This is a genomic window from Nocardia sp. NPDC005366, from assembly GCF_040606855.1.
GTDB lineage: Bacteria > Actinomycetota > Actinomycetes > Mycobacteriales > Mycobacteriaceae > Nocardia.
This window is the reverse complement of record NZ_JBEXFQ010000016.1, coordinates 76,499-96,611: the sequence shown is the minus strand read 5'-3', so window position 1 is coordinate 96,611 and position 20,113 is coordinate 76,499. Positions and strand designations below refer to the sequence as shown.

Here is a 20,113-nt window from a genome sequence, read left to right as displayed (position 1 = left end):
GCCCGACTCTGGCACACCTCACAATTCGGACCTGGTCGAGTCGGGACCGCGCACACTGTTGCATATCGACGACAGCTGTTCCGCGTCGCGGAGGCCACCGTCGATGCTGGGGACAAGCTGTTGCGCGACACAGTGTTTCCGGAGATCGGGTCGAGCATCAGCGATCTCGGAAGCCGTTTCGATGCCGGTCGATCCACCGCCGACGACCGTCACAACGCTCGCCCAGGGAAGCGCGGCCAACGCCGAACGCGCCGACTCCGCTCCCTCCCACATCCCCACTGCGACCGCGCCCGGCAGCGGTGCGACCGTGCTCCCCACCGCGAGGAACAGATAGTCGAAAGTCTCGCTTGCGCCGTCACCGAGCGTGACGCACCCGTCACCGATCTTGTTCACGGTCCCCAACCGCACGGTGATCCCCGCGCGCAGCATCGAGGTGAGCGGTGTAGATGCCACACCCGTCGCGGCGACCTGCTCGTGCAAACGCACCCGCTCAACGAATTCCGAGCGCGGGTTGATCACCGTGATCCGCGCCTCGGGCACTTTGCCCGCGAGCCGGTTCGCCGCGATCGTGCCCGCGTAGCCAGCGCCTATCACCACAACCTTCATGTCTGCCTCCCTATGGGATCGAATCGCATATGGGATGCCGGTCGCCGACCGCCTGTGACACGACAGTCCGGTGACGCATATCACAGCAGTGACTCGCTCCGTGTCGCCGTCCTCGGCGCGCGCCTGCCCACCCCTGCGCGACGTCGATGACCGCCTCGACGGGTTCGCAGTCGGGGTCGCTTTGGTAATTGGCCGAATTTCGGGCGGATAGTGCGTCACGAACACAGAGAGGGGCTGGAAATGTAGGAGAAGCTTCTCGAAGCGGTGCTGCGTGAGAGATGGAGGATGCTCGGCCCTCCAGCGTCGCCCTGCATTGGGGAGGCGTTAAAACCGCCCTCTGCTGCGTTAGCTGACGACTGTCGTGGTGAGCGATGGGGAAAACGTCTGTCTGAGGCGTCAGGTAGGGATCAGGAAGGCGTTGCACTTAAATGCCCCGAAAGGGGTCCGCTGTTGAAGCGTCGAAATGAAAAGACGACATCGAAACCTGGGCTTTATCTGGCCTTGGGATGAGTCTTGCGGGAGTCTGCTTACTGGCCAGATGATGTCCGGCGTGAAGGCGGCGCGAGCCTGATCTGCTGCGGTTGAGTCCAGCAGGATGGTGTACGACCGGACGCCAGCAAAGTCTGGGCGTGTCGTAGCCGGATAGAGGGTGGTCACCGCGTGATCCTTCAGAAGACCTACCAAGTCATGAGAAGGAAGTTTTACGCGATGACCTCTGTCCAGCCTATCGACCCGTCGGGGATGCTGTCCGAACAACTCGCCGCCGCGAGCCCGGACCTGCTGCGCTTGATGATGTCCACGTTCATCCAGGCGTTGATGAGCGCCGAAGCCGACGCGATGTGCGGCGCCGGTCACGGCGAACGCTCCGAGGCGCGGGTCAACCACCGCAACGGATACCGCCACCGCGACTTCGACACCCGCGTCGGCACGATCGATGTGGCGATCCCGAAGCTGCGGTCGGGCTCCTTTTCCCGGACTGGCTACTCGAGCGCCGCAAACGCGCCGAACGGGCCCTGACCAGCGTGGTGGCGACCTGCTACCTGCTCGGCGTCTCGACGCGCCGGATCGAGAAACTGGTCGAATCACTCGGTGTGACATAACTTTCCAAGTCACAGGTCTCGATCATGTCCGCCGAACTCGACACCGCGGTCGAAGCGTTCCGCACCCGCCCACTCGATCAAGGCCCGTACACCTTCGTCGCCGCCGACGCCCTGGTGTTGAAAGTCCGCGAGAACGGCCGCGTGGTCAACGTCCACACCCTGGTCGCGACCGGCGTCAACGCCGAGGGCTACCGGGAGATCCTCGGTATCCAGGTCACCTCCGGCGAGGACGGGGCGGGTTGGTTGGCGTTCTTCCGCGACCTGGTCGCCCGCGGCCTGTCCGGGGTCTCCATGGTGACCTCCGACGCTCACGCCGGGCTGGTCGCCGCGATCGGCGCGACCCTGCCCGGCGCGTCCTGGCAGAGATGCCGCACCCATTACACCGTGAACCTCATGAGCATCACCCCGAAATCCTCGTGGCCGTGGGTACGGACGCTGCTGCACTCGGTGTTCGACCAAGCAGACACTGAATCCGTTGCTGCACAATATGATCGGATACTCGACGCCTTGGCCGAGAAACTGCCGAAGGTCGCCGCGCACCTCGATACCGCGCGCGTGGATCTGCTCGCGTTCACCGCCTTCCCGAACAGATCTGGTCGAACAACCCACAAGAACGGTTAAACAAGGAAATCCGCCGCCGCACCGATGTGGTCGGCATCTTCCCCGACCGCAACTCGATCATCCGCCTCGTCGGAGCCGTCCTGGCCGAGCAACACGATGAATGGATCGAGGGCCGCCGCTACCTCGGCCTCGACGTCCTGGCCCGCTCACGCGCCACCCTCGACCCCACAGAACAGGAGAACACCCCAGCACTGACCGCCTGACCGAAACAGGGTCACGCGGCGATCACCCCGATACACCACACATTTGGACTTGACCTCTGCTGCTCTTGCGCGGAACGTGAGAAGGCGCGTCCCGACGCTTCCGTCCGCGATGTCTGAACCGCCCCGACTTTTCGGCCGCTTCCTTCTTTGTGAAGGATGTGGGCCATGCCCAAGCGTTATCCGATCGAGCAGCGTGAGCGTGCGGTGAAGATGGTGCTGGACCGACTCGATGGGTATCCGTCGGCGTATACCGCCTGTCAGGCGCTCGCGCCGAAACTCGGTGTCCACCCGGAGTCGTTGCGTGTCTGGGTGAAGCAGGCCCAGATCGATACCGGGAAGGCCCCCGGTGTGACGAGTGCTGAGCAGGCACGGATCAAGGAACTCGAACGTCAAGTGCGAGATCTGAAGGAGGCCAACGAGATTCTGAAAGCGGCCTCGATTTTCTTCGCGCGGGAGATCGACCCGCGCCGCCGTTGATCTGTGCGTTCATCGATCAGATGCGTGGGCTGGGTTACCGGGTCGATCCGATCTGTCGCGTGCTCACCGAGTTGGGCGTGCAGGTCGCCGGACGCACCTATCGGAACTGGAAAACCGCGCCGGCTTCGGCGCGAACGGTGACAGACGCGCATCTGACCGACGCATTGCTGGCCACCATCGGCACGCCCGAGGGGATGTATGGGCGCCGCAAGATGACCCCGTATCTGCGCCGCCAGGGCCTGCGGGTCGGGATCGGCACCGTCGATCGACTTATGCGTGACGAAGGCCTGTCGGGTGTGGTCCGCGGCGGCAAACACCGCACCACGATCGGCGCGAAAGGCGCCGGTCATCGCCGCGCCCCGGACCTCCTCGACCGCGACTTCACCGCGACCGAGCCAAATCGCAAGTGGGTCACCGACTTTACTTATGTGCCCACCTGGTCGGGATTCGTGTACGTGGCGTTCGTGATCGACTGCTTCTCACGATCGATCGTGGGCTGGCAGGCCGCCACGATCAAGGACACCGTCATGGTCACCACTGCACTGAGAATGGCGCTGTGGCGGCGCGACCGCGACGGTCACGCCGTTGAGAATGGATTGATTCATCACAGCGACGCCGGATCGCAATACACCTCGATCAGATTCGCGGAAACCCTTGCCGCCGAACAGATTGCGGCCTCGATCGGCAGCATCGGCGACGCCTACGACAACGCCCTGGCGGAGTCGACGATCGGGCTGTTCAAGACCGAGGCCGTCGCCCGTGACAGCCCATTTCTCACCGGGCCACTGCGGGCGCTCGACGACGTCGAGTACGCAACGATGGAATGGGTCGACTGGTACAACAACCGGCGGCTGCACAGCCTGCTCGGCCATATCCCACCCGTCGAGTACGAAGTCGCCTACTACGCTCAACAACAGCCATCCCAGCCGGTGATGACTCAACCATGAAGCCGGCCGGAAAGTGGGGACGGTTCAGTCAGCGCGGACGGAGAGAGGAAGTATCCCAAGCGGAGAACCTGCAAGGGACTGAGTACCGTCGCAAGACGGCGCTGGCGGACTGGCCTGTAGTAGCTGCGAAACTCCTGCTTGGTGCGGCGGGAGCGGAGCCAAGGGGCCAGGTCATCCGTGGCTGGACTTGTTCGATCAACCAGGCGATGCCTGGGAGGAGTCGCGTGAGCGAGCTGAATTCAATAGGCAAGCCGTTCGAGATCTCCAAGCGAGAGGTCTGGGAGGCATGGAAGAAGGTCAAGGCGAACAAGGGCTGAATCCCTTGTAAGTGTTGGTGGTGGCTGGCCTGGGGCTGGCTGGCAGGGTGGTGCTGGTTCTTCAGACCGGGTGTGACTCGTGAATCCCCTGGCCCCCGGTAGGGGTGCACTTCCCGGGAGTTGTCCTCTCGGTTTGAAGGCCGGCACCGCCCCGGCCCACGACGATGGCCTGATCAGAAGCTTGTCCAACCGCAGGAGCGGTTGTGGCTCATTACAGGTCTGCCTCGTAGTGACTCTCACCCGGACCGACGCCGGTCACGACGTCCACCCCGGCTGGAGGAGAACACCGCATTGACCATCGTGGCAGACCACTTCCGATTCGTCGTCGGCGTCGACACCCACGCCGCGACACACAGTTACGCCATCATCGAATGTCCGACCGGCCGGATCATCGACCAGGCAACGTTTCCGACGACGACGGCGGGACTCTCACGCGCCCAGACATGGATCGGTCGCCGAACCAACCGCGAGATCGACACGGTGCTGATCGCTGCCGAGGGCACCGGCAGCTATGGTGCGGTAGCCGCCGGCAGGTTCGAACATGCCGGCTACCGGGTGGTCGAGGCGCCGACGCCATCGGTGAAACGGTTGCGGGACAACGGGAAAACCGACGCTCTCGACGCCGTCGCCGCCGCCCGATCGACGATCGTCACCGATCTCGACGATCTATGCGACTGGCGCCGCGGCCAGATACGGGCCGCGCTGAACATCCTCACCGTCGCCCGCGACCAGATGGCCACCGAACGAACCCGCACCGTGAACGCACTCACCGCATTGATCCGGTCCTACGACCTGGGCATCGACGCGCGGCGGGCGCTGTCGGCCACATAGATCACCGAGGTCTCCTGCTGGCGACGCCGTGACGAGCCGATCGGGTCAGCGGTTGCCCGCGCCGAGGCGATCCGTCTGGCACGCCGGATCAACGAACTCGGCGATCAGCTGAAAACCAATCGCGCCCAGCTCGACGAGATTCTTGCCGAGCACGCTCCCCACCTGCTGGCGCTGCACGGGGTCGGACCGGTCACCGCCGCGGTCATCCGCGCCGTCTGGTCGCACCCAGGCTGGATCAGAACCGAGGCTGCGCTGGCGAAAATCGCTGGGACCGCACCGATTCCGGCGTCATCGGGCAATACAACTCGACACCGGCTCAGCCGTGGTGGTGACTGCCGGCTCAACAGAGCGATCCACACGATCGTGCTGACCCGGCTGCGGACCGACGCCGACACCCGCGCCTACCTCAAGCGCCACCTGGCCGCAGGCAAGACCAAACGCGAGGTCACACGTTGCCTGAAACGGTATGTCACACGACAGATCCACCGAACACTGACGCAGGCCCCCGCGACGACTTGACAAATGATGTTCCCCCGGTTTCGTGGAGTCGACATAGTTGACTTCAGGCCACGGGTTGGATGGATGACTGCATCATCTCGTACTCGATCGGGGATCGCATGCCCAGAGCCGAATGACGGCGGCGACGGTTGTGGAATATCTCCAGGTATTCGAAGATCGCGTTGGCCAGCTCGATTCTTTTTCCATCTTTGCCGGTCGAGTAGCTCGGTTTGCATTCTGCCCTAGAATGATTCGATGATGGCGTTGTCGCAGTCGCCGATCGAGCCCATCGAGGGCACCAGTCCGGACTTCCGGGCACGGTCGGTGAAGGCCCAGGAGGTGAATTGCTCCGTGGTCGGAATGAATGATCGTCCCGGCCTGCGGTGAGCGGTTGGCGATGGCCATGCCCAGCGCGTTGGTCACCAGTGCGGCGGTCTGGGGCGAGTCGATCGACCAGCCGACGACCCGGCGGGAGGACGTGTCGAGCACGACGGCGCAGTAGACCCTGCCTTCCCGGACACACTGTTCATCGAAGCACTTGCAGTGAGTTTCTTTCTGTTGCAGGAAGAAGCATCACTCAAGGGCTTCATTCAAGATCAATCCGGGGCCGCCGAGTCAGCCCAGAGGTTAAAACTCAAGCTAGCGGAATATCCGCTCAGGCTACGTGCCCGTTCTGATTACTGCTGAGTTCGCGGCGGCGATGGCCGCTTTCGGAAAGCGTTCCGGTGACTACTTATTCGAGGATGTCTCGAACCTGCACGTTCTCCCGGCCTTTCATCAGCGACAGGCGGGCGTTGACCATATGCTTCTTCCAATGCTCGAATGCGCCGTCGGCATCCCGAGCGCGAAGTAGTTTGATCAGCCGGCGGCAGGATCGAATCTCCAATTTGTAGGAGGATTCGTAAAATTCTTTGTCTGCCCGCGTCTCGAGTATCACGGCTTCAGTGTGACGTTCGGTGATCTCGTGCAGCATACCGGCGATGATGGCGAGCGTGGCATTGCCGGACAACTGCACCATCCGCAGATGGAAGGCAGATGTGCCGGCCGCCAGATTGTCGGAGGCGAAGGCCGCGGGAATTTCCTCATCGACGAGGCGTTCGAGCTCGTCGAAATCCTCATCGGTTCCCTCGTCGGCCAGGATTCGGGCGACGTCAGGTTCGATGGCCTCGCGGGCGACAAACACGTCGGCAACTGTGGCGCCCGAGAGCTCCAGCAGTAGCGAGGCCGGCCTTGCAACGATTTCCGGCCCGGGGACGCACACCCGGGCGCCGGAGCGTGATCCGCGGCGCACCTCGACGAGACGTTCGGATTCGAGGACACGAACTGCCTCGCGAAGCGTTGGGCGACTGACAGAGTAGTGCAGCATCAGCTCGGCTTCGTGGGGGAGGTGGTCGCCGTCCTTCAGGCTGCCGTCGATGATCATGCGGCGAAGGTTGCGGGCCACGAGCTGCGCTGTCTTCGGCGTCCTGATCGGTCGCGAAGCCGCGTTGCGCGCGTCGAAGATCGGCGCGCGGACTTTGTCAGCCACTGCTGTACCTCCCGTTGATCGTATTCGTCGGCCAAGGAACCACCTGGCCCTACCCGTGCCGGAGCTCTCGGCTTCATGGTGCCGATTTCCGGAGGTTCCTTGAACGCTGAATGTAGCGTACTAAGTTTAACAAGTTAGCACGTGGGCGCGCCTCGCGCAGTCGATGGCCGCGCATCGGGAAGGATGCATGCTCACCCGACGACTCCCTGAACTCGCAGATTGCGATGGCATCGCTGTCGATCCGAGCTCGGTGAGAAGAGCATCGGTGTGGGCGGCGGTGAGGCAGCCGGCGTCGGCTTTGGTCCAGTGATCGTGAGAATGTCGTCACCGGTGTGAGCCTGCGATGCACGTCGACGGTGGGACGCACTGCCATCACGCTGTCGTCGGCTTCGAAGAACTCGTCTTCCCACAGCGTCCCATCCCGAGCTCGGCGTATTCGAGCAGCGCAGCTGTCATCAATTTCTCGTCCAATTCGGGATCGCGCGGGCGTCCGAGTCGCGTGGCTGGCTGCGGCATCGGTAGGCCGGACCGCAAGCCAATTCAGTTGCCGCGCAGAGAATCGCGCCAGCTGAACTTCGGCTCGTAGTTGAGATCTCGGCGTGCCTTGTCGATACAGAGCAGCGTCTCGTGTCCGGCAAATTCGCGAGTAGTGGGGACGTCGGGGAACTGCTCGGCAACGAGTTCCGCCGTCGGGCGTTCGACCACCGTGTCGGCGTTCGCGATAACGAACATGCGGTATCCCGGTACAGCGTGCTCGAGGGCCTTTCGTACGGCTTGTGCGCCGTCTCGTTTGTCGACGTATGCCCAGAGGTTCGAGCGTCGTCGTACCGTCGCGTCGGCCTGGTGATCGGCGAGCCGCGGGTAATCTGTTTCGTCCAGCACGTTCGACAGTCGCAGCGCCGTCAGCGACAGATCCGGATTCCACCGTGCTACCTCGGTGGCCATCGTCTCCTCGAGATGCTTGGCAAGCGAGTACGACGATTCGGGCCTTGCCGGACAGTTCTCGTCGACCGGCAGATAGGGAGGTGCGGCGGTGAACGGAATGCCGAGCAGTGTCTCACTCGACGCCCACACGACCGTGTTCACGCCCGCGCGAATCGCGGAAGTGAACAGGTTGTAGGTCGTCATGAGATTGTTCTCGAATGTCGCCGAGTTGGTAGCTAGTCCTGGTCCGGGAACGGCCGCCAGATGGACAAGTGCGTCAACCCGGCGGAATCTGCTGTCGACTGTGCTGAGGACCTCAGTCGCTTGGCCGAGGTCGCGGAGGTCGGCGACCACTGACGCAACCTCGCGGTCGGGGTGCGGCACTTTGTCTACAACAACCGGCTTCCACCCGTGTGCGCGCAGTTCAGCCACGACTGCCTTGCCGAGCTTCCCGCTTCCGCCAGTGACGACTACTCGTCGGGCCACGGCAATCTCCTCCGGTTGCGATTGTTTCACCCGGATCACGCTCCGGCCAGCCGCCTGCGGTGCCAGCTGACCGAGCCGTTCAGCAATTCGTCTACTTTGATCCGGCGGGCCAACAGATGCAGATCGTGCTCCCATGTGAACCCGATTCCGCCGTGCACTTGCAGTGCGGTCGAAGCGACTGTCGAGGTTGCGTCTCCGGCATACGCTGCCGCGGCCGATACTGCCACCGCGCGCTGCGCCGGCTGATTCCCATCGAGAGCGACCGCAGCGGCCCACAATGAGGATCGTGCAGCCTCGGTTTGCAGCGTCATGTTGGCACAATGGTGTTTGACGGCCTGAAATCCGCCGATCGGCTGTCCGAACTGGGTGCGCTGACCGGCGTACTCGACAGTCTGGTCGACCAGTCGCTGCGCCGCCCCGAGTGCGTCCATCTTGCGGTAGAAGGCGAGGGCATCCGACAGATGGGAGACGGTGCCCGTGGGAACCGTTGTCCAGTCCTTTTCTGACACTGTGAGGTCGAGGTCGAGTGTGGACCACGACCGGGTGAGATCGAGGGTCGAGAGGGTTCGCAGGCTCAGGCCAGCGGTGTCGCTGGCCACGTGCACGAGAATTTCGGTTTCGTCCTGTGATGTCAGCGCGAGCAAGAATCCGGTCGCGTCCAGTGCTGCCGTGACAGGACTCGTGGTGCCGGTGATCCTCAGATTGCCACCTCGGATCTCGGTCGTCAGCGGTACGCCTTCCGATGATCCGATAACGAGTGCGATCGATTGTGCACCGGTGGTGTTCGCGTTAGCGAGGGCCGCGAGCTGCGGTGGCAACGTTTCGAGGGTCGCGGTGGCCAGTGCGAGCTCGGCGAGTGGAGATGGGCTGGCGGCACGGCCATGTTCTTCGACGAGCACCGCAAGGTCGACGTGTGTTCCTCCCATATCGCTTGTGAGCAGGCCGATAAGGCCGGACTCCACCAGGTGCTTTGCGGCGTCGTCGGGAATTCTCGCCGGACCGGAGTCGATGTCAGGTCGTCGGGCGGCGATGGGGTCATGTTTGGCCAGCCAGGCGCGCTCGCCAGCGGCCAGATCTTCCTGTTCGGCGCTCAGTGCGAAGTCCACAGCATCCCTCCTCGTGAATGTTGACCTAGTTAACCATGTCAGCTATCTTCTGAATAGAGCATACGACAGCCGGGATTCCGGATGCGTGATCATGGCGATCGACATGGCCGGGCGCAGCAAAACGCGGCGTTCCGACTCGGTGGCCCGCTACCGCATAAGTGGGAGGGAACGAATGACGAGCATCAGGAGCGCGCTGGCACGGCTATGGGCGGCCGACGACGCCGCCGCCATGATCCAGCAGGGTGAAACTTGGTTCACCTGGGGAGAGGTCCGTGCGCTGGCCGAGACCTTGGATGCGGCACTGAACGAAGCAGGCTGCCGCGAGGGCAGCAGAGTCGGTGTCGTGCTGGACAACCGGATGGAGTCGATAGCCGCGCTGATCGCCATCCTTCGCGAGGGGCGCACTGTCATCACCCTCAACCCGATGCAGCCGGTGATGCGACTGAGAAACGATATGACCAATGCTCGTCCCCGTGCCGTTCTGGCCTCGGCGGACATGTGGAACGAGCCACTCTTTCGGTCCGCGGCCGAAGTCGACAACATGATCGGGTTCGCTGTCGACGGGGTGGAGGTCATTCCGATGACTGGTGTCGACCGGCACGGTTCGCCGCACTCGGAAGATGCGATCGTCGAGCCGGTCGGGGTCGAGATGTTCACCTCCGGTACCACCGGACCGCCGAAGCGGATCCCGCTCACCTGGCGCCAGCTCGAGGCCGCGCTTACCGCGGTGCACGGACATACCGGCGCGGCGGGACCCGATGATCAGAAACCGTTCACCGGTCGCGTGGCACTGGTAACACTTCCGATCGTACATATCGGAGGTCTGTGGGGTGTGCTCCAGAATCTGGCCGAGGCGCGGCCCTTTGTCATGCTGCCCCGCTTCACGGTCGAAGGTTGGTGCGCGGCGGTGCGGGAACATCGGCCGAAGGTTGCCGGTCTGCCGCCGGCAGCGATGCGAGCGGTAATCAGCGCCGATGTGCCGGCCGCCGACCTGGCCAGCTTGCGTGCCATCACAGCGGGAACAACTTTCGTGAATCCGGATCTCGCCGACGAGTTCACCGCCAAGTACGGCATTCCGGTACTGGTCATGTACGGAGCAACCGAGTTCTCGGGGGCGATCGCCGGGTGGACCAAGCCCATGCATGGACAGTGGTGGGCCGAAAAGCGAGGCAGTGTCGGGCGGGCGATGCCTGGCGTCGAGCTCAGGGTCATCAGCGACGACGGAGTGATCCTGCCGCTCGGAGAATCCGGCCGACTCGAAGTGAGCTCCAGTCAAACTGGAACAGGGAAGGGTGACTGGGTCCGAACCTCGGATCTCGGCCATGTGGACGAGGACGGCTTTCTCTATATCGATGGTCGCGCGGACGATGTAATTGTTCGCGGCGGCTTCAAGATTCAGCCGGAAACAGTGGCCGAAGCACTACGCGCCCACGATGCAGTTCTCGACGCCACTGTCTACGGGCGCGAGGACGAGCGGCTCGGAAATGTGCCCGTCGGCGTCGTCGAGCTGGTCGATGGTGCCGCGCCGGTCACCGAGGACGAGCTGAAGGCGTTTTGCCGTGCTCAGCTCACCGCGTACGAGATCCCCGTTCGGGTCTACACGGTGGCGGAGCTTCCCAGAAGCGTTTCGCTGAAGGTCGACCGGCGGCGCCTTCTCGAAATGGTCTCGGAGATCGACGAGTCCAGAACAGCCGCAGCGGCATCGGGAAGGTAGACGAACATGCAACGAGAAATCTTCGACAGTGAACATCACCAGTACCGCGAAACGGTACGGGGGTTTCTCGCCCGCTACGCGACTCCGCATCAAGAGCAGTGGGCGAAAGACGGCATCATCGACAAGCAGTTGTACGTCGATGCCGCCAAGTTCGGGGTGCTTGGCTTCTCGGTTCCGGAGGAGTTCGGCGGTGGTGGGGTGGCCGGCGATTTCCGCTACAACGTCATTGTCGCCGAGGAATCGGCTCGCGCCTCCTCCGATGGCCCGGCCTTCACCCTGCAGAACGATGTGCTGGCGCCTTACATGCTCGAACTCACCAATGACGAACAGAAGGCGCGATGGCTGCCGGCATTCGCGAGAGGCGAGCTGGTCGCCGCGGTAGCCATGACCGAACCGGGTGCGGGCAGCGACCTGCAGGGAATCCGCACCTCGGCGTATCGAGACGGCGACGACTGGGTGCTGACAGGCTCGAAAACCTTCATCTCGTCGGGTATCCATGCCGATCTCGTCATCGTGGTGGCCCGAACTGACCCCGATGCCAAGGCCAGCAACGCATTCACTCTTCTGGGCGTGGAACGCGACATGGTCGGATTTACACGCGGTCGAAACCTGGACAAACTCGGCTTGCACTCTCAGGACACTGCGGAACTAAATTTCGACGCGGTGCGGGTGCCAGCAAAGAATATAGTTGGTGAGGTAGGCAAGGGATTCCTGCATCTGATGCGGAACCTGCCGATGGAACGAATGTCGATCGCTGTCACCGCGGTCGCGTCGTGCCGGTCGGTACTGGACACTACCCTGGAATATGTCAAGTCCCGCAAAGCATTCGGTGCTCCGATCGGTTCCTTCCAGTCCAACAAATTCGAACTGGCCACGCTCGAGACCGAGGTCGATCTCGCGCAGGTGTACGTCGACCGGTGTATCACCGCGCTCAACGCGGGCACCCTCGATGGCGTCGACGCCGCAAAAGCGAAGTGGTGGACCACCGAGCTGCAGCAGCGGCTCATCTACACCTGCCAGCAGATGCATGGCGGCTATGGATTCATGATGGAATATCCGGTCGCCAGGGCGTATGCCGATGCTCGAATTCAGACTATCTACGGCGGCTCGACTCAAATCATGAAAGAAATCATCGGGCGCTCGCTCGGACTGTAGAAAGGAAATTCAATGGGTGCGGTAATTGTCGAGGCTGTCCGGACGCCGGTCGGAAGACGCAACGGGGGCTTGTCCGGGATCCACCCGGTCGACCTGTCGGCGGTCGTGTTGCAAGAGCTGGTCAAGCGTGCGGGTATCGATCCGGCGCTGATCGAGGATGTCATCTGGGGGTGTGTCGGTCAGGTCGGTGAGCAGACCCATGACATCGCCCGCAACGCGGTCCTGGCAGCCGGCTGGCCGGAGACGGTGCCGGGTGTCACGGTCGATCGCCAGTGCGGATCCTCGCAGCAATCGTTGAATTTCGCGGTTGCCAGCGTGCTCGCGGGTCACTACCAAGCGGTGGTTGCCGGTGGCGTCGAGTCGATGTCGCGAGTGCCGATGGGTGCGGCGGCCTCAGTGGGCGGCAGTCCGGTCAGCCCTCAGTTCCTGGAGCGATACAACAACACTTCTCCGAATCAGGGCCTCGGTGCCGAGATGATGGCCGAGAAGTGGGCGTTGTCGCGGGCTGATGTGGACGCCTTCGCGACTCGCTCGCACGAGCGCGCGGCCGCGGCCCAGGACGCCGGCCTGTTCGACGAGCAGATCGTTCCCGTTACTCTGCCGGACGGCACCGTGGTGTCGAAGGATGAGGGGATCCGGCGAGGCACGACCGTCGACAAGCTGGCTGGTTTGAAGGTGGTTTTCAAGGAGGACGGTGTGATTCACGCCGGCAACTCCTCGCAGATCTCCGACGGTGCGGCAGCATTGCTGATCGTCAGTGACGAGTTTGCGAGCGAACACGGACTGACTCCGATCGCCCGCGTACATACCGCCGTGGTGGCCGGCGCCGATCCCGTGATGATGCTCAGTGCACCGATCCCCGCGACCGAGAAGGCACTGGAACGTTCCGGTCTCACGGTCGACGATATCGGAGTCTTCGAGGTCAACGAGGCCTTCGCGCCGGTGCCGATGGCTTGGCAGAAAGAGATCGGCGCGCCGGACGAGAAGCTCAACCCCAACGGTGGTGCGATCGCCCTCGGCCACCCGCTCGGTGGGTCGGGTGCGCGGATCCTCACCGACTTGATTTTCCATATGCGCCGCAACGACATTCGTTATGGCCTGCAGACCATGTGCGAGGGTGGCGGCCAGGCCAACGCGACGATCCTGGAACTGGTGAAGTGATGTCGGCGGCAACCGAGGTCGGCGCGCTCACCGAACGCCGGGGCAACGTCCTGCTGATCACGATCAACCGTCCGGAAGCCCGCAACGCGGTCAACTCGGCGGTGAGTTCCGCTGTCGGCGCCGCATTGGTCGACGCCGAGAACGACCCGGAAATCCGCGTCGTCGTCATCACCGGCGCCGGTGACAAGTCCTTCTGCGCCGGTGCGGATCTCAAAGCGATCTCACGTGGCGAGAACTTGTCCGCACCCGGCAACGAACACTGGGGCTTCGCAGGTTTCGTCCGCCATGTCATCAGCAAGCCCACGATTGCCGCGGTAAACGGCACCGCTCTCGGTGGTGGTACCGAGCTCGCGTTGTCCGCAGACCTCATCGTGGCCTCGGACAGTGCCAGCTTCGGGCTCCCCGAGGTCAAGCGGGGATTGCTCGCAGGCGCGGGAGGGGTTTTCCGGCTGCCCGCCCAGATCCCTCAGCGCCTGGCGATGGAGATGATCCTGACGGGCGACCCGATCACGGCTGTGAAGGCGCGCGAATACGGCCTGATCAACAGTGTCGTGCCGGATGGCACCGTGGTCGAAGCCGCCCTCGCGCTCGCGGAACGGATCGCGGTCAACGCGCCGCTGTCGGTTCAGGCCAGCAAGCGAATCGCACTCGAGATCCAGGCCGGTGATCGCCCGGCCGAAAACGGCAGGTGGGCAGACTCCGAGGCCGAATGGCTGAAGCTGATGAACAGCGAGGACGCAAAGGAAGGCCCACTGGCCTTCGCTGAGAAGCGTGCACCCGTCTGGAAATCGCGGTAGCCGCCCGAGAACTGTTCTGCCCTGCCAAGTTGAACGCCAACGCGTGTCCGTCCCTGTCGATCGACACGGACGGACTTGGCGTTTTTGATGCGGTCCTCGCAACGAGCCCGCTGCCGGTGGCCAAACTCCAGGTTGGGGAGCTGACCTCGGGAGGTGTTGGTGACGAACGCGGCCAACCGCAGTCCGTCGCGGTGGGTGAACCGCAACTGCCCGCCGGGATGGTTGAGTCGGCTCGCAGCGCGGCGCAGGTGTGGCCACCGGTCCGTCTCTGCGAGCCGCTCGCAGAACCCGGCGTGCGCGTTGCCTGGCGGGACCTGCCCGAACGGTACGGGCCCTGGAAAACGGTGTATGGCTCTGAGCGCGAATTCTGGGATCTGGCTCACTTTTCGTGATGGCCGGGTGACCGTGGGGTTGCCGGTATCAGCGTTGCGCGGCCGTGAGTAGGAGGCGTTTTCGTAGCAGCGGAAGTCCTGCTCGGCCGAACATCTGTCTCTTGATCATTTTGATGAGATTGACCCGGCCCTCGACGGGGCCGGAGTTCCAGTGCGTGGTCAGACCGGCGACAACGGCATCGAAGTCGGATTCGAGCCCGTTGGCGAACGAGGTCAGGCCGGGCAAGGCATCGGCGCGGACAGCGGCGATCCAGTCCGGTAGCCGTTGGCCCTGCAACGTCGTGACGATCTCACCGAAAGCACGGACGTGTCTCTCGGCGGCCTGTAGCTGGGCGCACTGTTCCAGCACGGCTTTCAGTCGCGGCCGGTCGTCCTCGCCGAGGGTGTCGGGATGGCGGGTCAGCCACCCGGTGACCTCCCGGACTGTCGGTGGCCTCGCGGCGATGGGTTCCGGGTTGTCGCGGTGTTGTTCCAGGTAGCGGCGCACCAGCGAATAGCTGCCGTTGTAGCCGCGCTCGGTGATCTCCCGATGCAGATCCACAGCATTGCGACATCCTGCTTCCCAAGCTTGACGCAGGTAGGGCTTGAACGGGTCCAGCTTGCTGGGACGCGGACCCTTCCACTTGCCGTCGACCAACTCCTGCCAGGTGGCCGCGCGGGCGTAGCGCTGCACCGTGCGCTGGCCCCAGCCCAAGCCGCGAGCGATACCGCGGATGCTGTGTCCTGCGGCGAGCAGATCGTGAACCTGCCTGTGATGCCGCTGAGCGCGCTGAGCGAACCTGCCGACAGGCTCCTCATCACCAGGCTGAGGATTCGACGGGGTGACTGACTCGGGCTCGGTGGCGCGCAGGCAGTCGCGGTGGCGTGCCACGCAGCGCTCGACGGCTTTGCCGAGGTTCTGCCAGAGGTGGAACCTGTCGGCAACCTGGATCGCGTCCGGGGCGCCGACCCGGGCTCCTTCGGCATAAGATCCGGAACGGTCTCGGCATATCACCTCCACCCCAGGATGAGCCGCCAGCCAGTTCGCCAGTGTCGCGGCGTCTCTGCCCGCCAACAACTCCCGGGGTGCCGGTCTCGCAGTCGATCAACACGGTGCCGTAGTTATGACCGCGCCGCAGCGCGAAGTCGTCCACCCCCAACACCCGTGGCGTCGTCGCGGCCGGATCCGGCAACGCCTCGAGCAGGCGCAGCAGAGTGGACCGACTCACCGAGGCATGCAGCCCGGCGGCCAACCGGGCACCGGCCCGCCCTGCCAGTGCGACCGCGATCCCCTCCAACATCGCCCGCAACAACGGTGTCCGCCTCCCGTGCCGCACCGTCAACCCCGCGACCTGCTCCACGAAAGTCGCTACCCCACAAGATCGTTCATCACAGAACCATCGCCGCACCCGCAGCCGCACCACCAACCGCCGTCCACCCACCGGCGCGTCGGCCAAGCGACGCTCGTACCAGCTGTGCACCCTGTTCGCCTCACACCCGCAACGCGAACAGACCACGGTCGCCGCCAGTGCGGACGCTCGGACACACACCGCGCCCGCCACCTCTTCGACCGCCTCGACCACCACCCCGGCCAGGTGCGGAAACAGCACGCGCACAACATGATCAACACACAGCCGGACATCATCCCCGAGACCCGGGCCACCCTCCAAACTTGGCCACGCCCATCACGAAAAGTGCGCCAGATCCCGACTTTGGCGCTCAAAACCACGGTGTACAACCGGGTTCTGGCGGTGGTCGCGTAACGGCACTCTAGTGGTTCGCCTTCGAAGTTGTTGGACAGTGTGGTCGTCTGGTTGAATTTGTCGGGTGCGGGCTGCTGCTCTGGTGTTGGGTGAGGGTGATCGGGAGGTCTTGCAGGGCTGGATCCGGTCGCAGTCGATGAGGGCCGGGTTGGTGTTGCGGGCTCGGATCATCGTGTTGGCAGCTGATGGTGTCGCGCACGCCGAGATCGCGCGCCGGTTCGGTATCTCGCGTCAGACGGTGATCAACTGGCGTGCTCGTTACCAGGCCGGCGGGGTAGAGGGTTTGCGTGATGAGGATCGTTCGGGACGGCCACGGACGTTGGATCGGGACAAGTTGATCACCACCACGTTGACTCCGCCGCCGAAGAAATATGGTGTGACGCATTGGAGTTCGCGTCTGTTGGCCGAGCATCTGGGGATCGCGCACGGCACGGTGTCGAAGGTATGGCGCGAGTACGGAGTGCAGCCGTGGCGGGCGGAGACGTTCAAGTTCTCCACCGATCCTGAGTTGGCGGGCAAGGTCACCGACATCGTCGGGCTGTATCTGAACCCGCCGCAGAACGCGATCGTTCTGTGTGTCGATGAGAAGTCCCAGATCCAAGCCTTGGACCGGACCGCGCCGACGCTGCCGATGCAGATCGGTATTCCCGAGCGACAAACCCACGACTACATCCGCCACGGCACCACCACTTTGTTCGCGGCCTTGGAGATCGCGACCGGCAAGGTCACCGGTGTCTGCAAACCGCGCCATCGTCATCAGGAGTTCCTTGCGTTCCTGCGCCACCTCGCCCGCGTCTATCCGGGCCGGGAGTTGCATCTGGTGATGGACAACTACGCCGCCCACAAGAAAGCCGAAGTGCGGGACTGGCTCGCCGAGAACCCCCGTATCCGAGTGCATTTCACCCCGACCTCCGCGTCGTGGATGAACCTGGTCGAGGTGTGGTTCGGCATCATCGAACGCCAAGCCATCCACCGCGGAACCTTCCGCAACGTCCGAGAACTCACCACCAAAATCCGGACGTTCATCAACGGCTGGAACCCACGAGCCAAACCCTTCGTCTGGACCAAGACCGCCGACCAGATCCTCACCAAAGCCCAACGCCCAAACACTTCGAATACGGGGCACTAGGGATGGTGGTGGGCAAGGTGCGGGTGGTCGCCGCGGCAGTGGCCGAACTCGATCTCGATCGTGAGGTGTCGATCGATTCGACGATCGTGCGCGCCCATCAGCATTCCGCGGGTGGGCGTACGCGTGTGGTTCACCCAGGGGAACAACGGATCCGGCGGCGGGTACAGCGAACCAGTTGATCATGCTATCGGTCGTTCCCGTGGTGGGCTGACCACCAAGATCCATCTGGCCTGTGAAGGGCTCGGACGACCTGTGAGCATGGTGTTGACCGCGTGCAACGTCAACGACTGCACCATGTTCACCCAGGTGTTGGCCAGGACCCGGATGCCGCGCGTGGGCCGAGGTCGACCCTGGACACGGACACGGCGGGTCTTGGCCGACAAGGGCTACTCCACACGCGCGATCCGCCACCACCCACGTCAGCGCGGTATCGTCGCAACGATTCGCTCGCCGCCAACCTCGAGGGATTCCTCGGCCAACTCCACAGCAAAGCCGAAATCTCGACCGTCACCGAACGCCAACGCGCTACGACTATTCGTCAAAGACGTCCTGATCGGGCTCCGACAAGATCACCATCCGCCACCGCGTCCCCATCCGGGAACGCACCGGCCACGACACCCCGAACACCGACACCACCGACTTGGAGGACGAACATTACCCATTGCGTTGGAGGCCTACTGACCCCCGCCTTGGGGCGTGCCCTCCTCGGTCGGGGCGAAACGACCGCGATCGAGTACTCCCGCCTTCAGCCAACCGGCCACCAGTCCCCGGGCGGGAAACGTGGCCAGCGCAGCGAGCAGATGGTTGTGATCGATGCGGTCGAACGCCGCTTTCAGGTCCGCGTCCAACACCCACACGCGTTGCGGATTTTAACCTTTCAACGTGAGGTAGAAGGCCGAAATTGCGTTCTGACAAGCACGGCCCGGCCGGAAGTTGTATGACTTCGGCTCGAACCGTGCCTCCCACTCGGGCTCCAGCGCGTTGACTACCCACGCTTGAAGCACCCGATCAGCGATCACCGCGATTCCGAGCGGGCGCTGCTTCCCGCCCGCCTTCGGGATGAATGCCCGCTTGACCGCTCGAGGCGTCCACGATGACGAGCAATGCTGCGCCCAGTCGGCCAGTTCGGCGTTCTCCTGAGCCAATAGCACCGCCCGGCCATCCACCCCGGGCGTCTTGCGGCCAGCATTGATCTCTGTCACCCGCCGCACGCTCAACAGCGTGTTCGCCCGGGATCGGAGCATCAACTTCTGCAGATTGCAGACCTTCTTGAGGTCGCCCGCCTGCGTCGCCGTGAAGATCCTCTGCCTCGAACGCCGTACTTCGCCCTCGACGGCTCGGCAATCGATCGACTGCCAATCGAGAAGGTCGTCCTCCGGTCCGTTCACCATGACGTCATCGACCGCCGCGGCTGCCTCGATCATGGTGTCCAACTTGTCCTTCGGTTCCGGTGTCGTTGTCGTCGTCTCTTCACAGGCTCACCTGGCCCACGTCAGCACCCTTTCGGGTCCGGGCGATGCCCGTATCCGGCCGGTTATGCGAAACCCGTCGGCGGAGGAGCCGACCACGAACGTCTCGATTTCCCGCTGCCTTTCGGCCACCGGCATCGGCTTCTTGGGCCATCCTGCGCCCGCTGGAGAATCGGGCCTTCCTCACGGTCGGCTTGCCGACGACGCAAACGTCGCCGGACTCCAACGGGGTTGTCACGTTCCACACGAATGAGATACGGCCGGGTCGGGTGCCCCCTATACCCCGAGGACGGCGGTGTTCTCCCGACCGGCTTAGAGTCCTCCGGTCGGCGCCTGCGCGTTTCAGCGACCAGTCCTTGGCCCCGCTACTACTACCCATCTGCGGGTTTCCGATGACGAGGTCTCATCAGGGGTTCACGGTTGTTCACCCTTCCGGCCTTCCCCGTGACTTGTAACTCCCGGATGGAACGGGAGCCCTCGAGCCTTCCGACCTGAGCTTCGCACCCCACCGTTACCGGCGACGCACGTCAGGCCCGGGGACAGATCTTCGAACACTGATCCGTAACTACATCTTCGGCATCCGCCGACCTCCTTCGATGAAGCTCACTCAACTCGTGCGACCTCGTGTCGCACCCCGTCCTCCGACTACTACCGGCTCTCCGCCCCGCCTCGGGCCATCGGCGGACGACGCGCCTTCCCTGCCGACCCACCTGGAGGGCGGGTTCGAAGCGGGAGCTCCGAGGTGGTTCCCACGTTCACTGCGTTCCGTTCGTCGGGTGAGGCGGCCAGCTTTGCCCCTGCGGCATCGCCACGGCTACGCCGCAGTCCTTCACCGTGGCCTCCCGCCCGGCAAGATCAATCCGATCCACGAGTTCCCGCCCATACAGGCGGTGCGCACCGCAATCCAGCC

The 20,113-nt window shown here is 63.7% G+C and carries 14 protein-coding genes and 6 pseudogenes; 9 read left to right on the top strand and 11 right to left on the bottom strand.

The genetic code is table 11. The features are described 5' to 3' along the window. Positions 1-18 precede the first annotated feature (18 nt). The gene (locus ABZS43_RS19705) at positions 19-606 is read right to left on the bottom strand and encodes an FAD-dependent oxidoreductase (protein ID WP_355037354.1); all 588 of its coding nucleotides are present in this window, start codon (positions 604-606) and stop codon (positions 19-21) included. A gap of 708 nt (positions 607-1,314) precedes the next feature. On the opposite strand from ABZS43_RS19705, the pseudogene ABZS43_RS19700 reads away from it, so the two are divergent. The 3 genes and pseudogenes from ABZS43_RS19700 (at position 1,315) to ABZS43_RS19690 (ending at position 5,621) form a co-directional block, all read left to right on the top strand. Then, a pseudogene (locus ABZS43_RS19700) lies at positions 1,315-2,530 on the top strand (IS256 family transposase). Between the two features lie 165 nt (positions 2,531-2,695). Beyond that, positions 2,696-3,954 (top strand): IS3 family transposase gene (locus ABZS43_RS19695; protein WP_355037353.1). Its coding sequence is split into 2 segments (ribosomal slippage): positions 2,696-2,969 and positions 2,969-3,954, totalling 1,260 coding nucleotides; the frame shifts between segments, so codons are not numbered across the junction. A gap of 608 nt (positions 3,955-4,562) precedes the next feature. Continuing rightward, positions 4,563-5,621: pseudogene (locus ABZS43_RS19690) on the top strand (IS110 family transposase). A gap of 43 nt (positions 5,622-5,664) precedes the next feature. Here the strand turns inward: ABZS43_RS19690 and ABZS43_RS19685 are convergent. The 5 genes and pseudogenes from ABZS43_RS19685 to ABZS43_RS19665 all read right to left on the bottom strand — a co-directional run bounded on the left by ABZS43_RS19685 (position 5,665) and on the right by ABZS43_RS19665 (position 9,644). Then, a complete protein-coding gene (locus ABZS43_RS19685) occupies positions 5,665-5,919 on the bottom strand; it encodes an IS3 family transposase (RefSeq protein WP_355037352.1) in 255 nt (84 codons plus the stop codon). 89 nt (positions 5,920-6,008) lie between these two features. Further along, positions 6,009-6,089 (bottom strand): annotated as a pseudogene (locus ABZS43_RS19680) (hypothetical protein); the annotation flags it as partial. Positions 6,090-6,333: 244 nt separating this feature from the next. Further along, positions 6,334-7,128, bottom strand: a complete 795-nt coding sequence (locus ABZS43_RS19675) for a GntR family transcriptional regulator (RefSeq protein WP_355037351.1) — start codon at positions 7,126-7,128, stop codon at positions 6,334-6,336. A 540-nt stretch (positions 7,129-7,668) separates the two neighbouring features. After that, positions 7,669-8,673: an NAD(P)-dependent oxidoreductase gene (locus ABZS43_RS19670; protein ID WP_355037350.1), complete on the bottom strand. Its 1,005-nt coding sequence runs from the start codon at positions 8,671-8,673 to the stop codon at positions 7,669-7,671. Then, positions 8,574-9,644 (bottom strand): acyl-CoA dehydrogenase family protein, encoded by a 1,071-nt coding sequence (locus tag ABZS43_RS19665; protein ID WP_355037349.1) that lies wholly within the window; start codon positions 9,642-9,644, stop codon positions 8,574-8,576. The genes ABZS43_RS19670 and ABZS43_RS19665 overlap by 100 nt, the downstream gene beginning before the upstream one ends. A 172-nt stretch (positions 9,645-9,816) precedes the next feature. On the opposite strand from ABZS43_RS19665, the gene ABZS43_RS19660 reads away from it, so the two are divergent. The 4 genes from ABZS43_RS19660 to ABZS43_RS19645 are packed head-to-tail and all read left to right on the top strand — an operon-like array spanning position 9,817 to position 14,471. Then, positions 9,817-11,358, top strand: coding sequence for a fatty acid--CoA ligase family protein (locus tag ABZS43_RS19660; protein WP_355037429.1), 1,542 nt, complete (start codon positions 9,817-9,819; stop codon positions 11,356-11,358). A 6-nt stretch (positions 11,359-11,364) separates the two neighbouring features. Beyond that, positions 11,365-12,513, top strand: a complete 1,149-nt coding sequence (locus ABZS43_RS19655) for an acyl-CoA dehydrogenase family protein (protein WP_355037348.1) — start codon at positions 11,365-11,367, stop codon at positions 12,511-12,513. Between the two features lie 12 nt (positions 12,514-12,525). Further along, on the top strand, positions 12,526-13,674 hold the full coding sequence (locus tag ABZS43_RS19650) for a thiolase family protein (protein ID WP_355037347.1): 1,149 nt from the start codon (positions 12,526-12,528) through the stop codon (positions 13,672-13,674). Next, positions 13,674-14,471, top strand: coding sequence for a crotonase/enoyl-CoA hydratase family protein (locus tag ABZS43_RS19645; RefSeq protein ID WP_355037346.1), 798 nt, complete (start codon positions 13,674-13,676; stop codon positions 14,469-14,471). The genes ABZS43_RS19650 and ABZS43_RS19645 overlap by 1 nt, the downstream gene beginning before the upstream one ends. Positions 14,472-14,545: 74 nt before the next feature. Here the strand turns inward: ABZS43_RS19645 and ABZS43_RS19640 are convergent. The 3 genes and pseudogenes from ABZS43_RS19640 to ABZS43_RS19630 form a co-directional block, all read right to left on the bottom strand. Further along, a pseudogene (locus ABZS43_RS19640) lies at positions 14,546-14,692 on the bottom strand (IS1380 family transposase); the annotation flags it as partial. Between the two features lie 199 nt (positions 14,693-14,891). Beyond that, complete coding sequence (locus tag ABZS43_RS19635; RefSeq protein WP_355037428.1) at positions 14,892-15,734, bottom strand: transposase; 843 nt, start codon at positions 15,732-15,734, stop codon at positions 14,892-14,894. A 30-nt stretch (positions 15,735-15,764) separates the two neighbouring features. Next, positions 15,765-15,863 (bottom strand): annotated as a pseudogene (locus tag ABZS43_RS19630) (hypothetical protein); the annotation flags it as partial. Between the two features lie 806 nt (positions 15,864-16,669). On the opposite strand from ABZS43_RS19630, the gene ABZS43_RS19625 reads away from it, so the two are divergent. Continuing rightward, positions 16,670-17,734 carry an IS630 family transposase gene (locus ABZS43_RS19625; protein WP_355037345.1) on the top strand — a complete coding sequence of 355 codons (1,065 nt, stop codon included), beginning with the start codon at positions 16,670-16,672 and terminating at the stop codon, positions 17,732-17,734. 183 nt (positions 17,735-17,917) lie between these two features. Continuing rightward, positions 17,918-18,178, top strand: a pseudogene (locus ABZS43_RS19620) (transposase); the annotation flags it as partial. Positions 18,179-18,408: 230 nt separating this feature from the next. On the opposite strand, the gene ABZS43_RS19615 reads toward ABZS43_RS19620, so the two are convergent. After that, entirely contained in the window at positions 18,409-18,585 is a 177-nt protein-coding gene (locus ABZS43_RS19615; protein ID WP_355037344.1) for a hypothetical protein, read from the bottom strand. Between the two features lie 18 nt (positions 18,586-18,603). Continuing rightward, complete coding sequence (locus ABZS43_RS19610) at positions 18,604-19,158, bottom strand: reverse transcriptase N-terminal domain-containing protein (protein WP_355037343.1); 555 nt, start codon at positions 19,156-19,158, stop codon at positions 18,604-18,606. Positions 19,159-20,113: the final 955 nt, after the last annotated feature.

Excerpts from the sequence above, each read along its gene's own strand:
- ABZS43_RS19705 (WP_355037354.1), bottom strand. The coding sequence starts at position 606 with ATGAAGGTTGTGGTGATAGGCGCTGGCTACGCGGGCACGATCGCGGCG.
- ABZS43_RS19670 (WP_355037350.1), bottom strand. The coding sequence starts at position 8,673 with ATGGGAGCACGATCTGCATCTGTTGGCCCGCCGGATCAAAGTAGACGA.
- ABZS43_RS19660 (WP_355037429.1), top strand. The coding sequence starts at position 9,817 with ATGACGAGCATCAGGAGCGCGCTGGCACGGCTATGGGCGGCCGACGAC.
- ABZS43_RS19655 (WP_355037348.1), top strand. The coding sequence starts at position 11,365 with ATGCAACGAGAAATCTTCGACAGTGAACATCACCAGTACCGCGAAACG.
- ABZS43_RS19650 (WP_355037347.1), top strand. The coding sequence starts at position 12,526 with ATGGGTGCGGTAATTGTCGAGGCTGTCCGGACGCCGGTCGGAAGACGC.
- ABZS43_RS19645 (WP_355037346.1), top strand. The coding sequence starts at position 13,674 with ATGTCGGCGGCAACCGAGGTCGGCGCGCTCACCGAACGCCGGGGCAAC.
- ABZS43_RS19610 (WP_355037343.1), bottom strand. The coding sequence starts at position 19,158 with ATGATCGAGGCAGCCGCGGCGGTCGATGACGTCATGGTGAACGGACCG.